This window comes from Jidongwangia harbinensis, from assembly GCF_020216025.1.
In the GTDB taxonomy this organism is placed as follows: Bacteria; Actinomycetota; Actinomycetes; order Mycobacteriales; family Micromonosporaceae; genus Actinoplanes; species Actinoplanes harbinensis.
In genome coordinates, this window is sequence record NZ_JAIWNC010000111.1 from 1 (window position 1) to 1128 (window position 1128).

Genomic DNA, 1128 nt, shown 5'->3' on the forward strand with positions numbered 1-1128 from the left:
CCGGTCCGGTACAACCGGGCGGCACCCGAGCGGGCACCGGCGGTGCTCCGTACCCCCGCGAATCTCTTCGTATGCCCGGCCGACGACGAGGCCGGACAAATCCGGGGGGATCAGAATTTTGCGTCGCTCGACCATTCGCCAGACCGTGCTTTCGCTGACCGCCGTGTTCGCCGCCGTGGCCGGTTCGGTCGCCGGGCCCGCCGCCGCCCGGGCCGAGACGCCCGCGCCGGCCGCCGGCCCGGCCGCCTGTGTGACCGATGCGATGCTCGTACCCTCGTGTGGCGTGTTGTGGGGCGCCGCGGCCGGCGGGTTCACCTCCGCACCGCGGGACGCCGCCCTCAAGCAGTGGGAGAACCTCAGTGGTCGCACCGCGAGCATCTTCCACGCCTACCACAAGGGTGACGAGGCTTTCCCGACCCGCTCCGAGATGGCGATGGCCCGGGACAGCGCGCGCCCGCGGGTGCTGCTGCTGAACTGGAAGATCGCGTACGGCTCGACCTGGGCGAAGGTCGCCAAGGGTGAGCAGGACAAGCGCATCGACGCGTTCGCCGCCCGGGTGAAGTCCTCCTTCCCGGAGAAGTTCTTCCTGGTGCTCAACCACGAGCCGGAGAACGACGTGATCGCCCGGCGCGGTTCCGGCTGGGAGGCCAGGGACTTCGCCGCGATGTACCGGCACACCGTCGAGCGGCTGCGCGCCAAGGGCGTCACCAACGCGATCAACGTGATGGCCTACATGGGCAACGAGAAGTGGATGTCCCAGTCGTGGTGGAAGGACCTGTACCCGGGTGACGACGTGGTCGACTGGATGGGCCTGGACTCGTACGTCTCCGCCGAGAAGGGCTACTACCACTACGGCATGTTCGCCGACCTGCTGGACCGTAAGCCCACCAACGGCGGCCCCGGCTTCTACGAGTGGGCCACCACGCAGCACCCGGCCAAGCCGCTGATGGTCGCGGAGTGGGGCGTGTACCACCGGGTCGGCAAGCTCACCGACAAGTCGCCCGGCTTCCGCAGCGTGCTCCCGGAGCTGGCCAAGCGCCCGAACATCAAGGCGATCGTCTACTTCGACACCAAGCAGGACGACCAGGGCGACCGCGACATCAGCATCGACGGCACCAAGGCCAACCT

At 68.8% G+C, this 1128-nt stretch carries 1 protein-coding gene; it reads left to right on the top strand.

The features are described from left to right. Positions 1–145 precede the first annotated feature (145 nt). The coding region (locus LDL48_RS43205; RefSeq protein WP_308016567.1) for a glycosyl hydrolase at positions 146–1128 on the top strand (983 nt) is incomplete at its 3' end.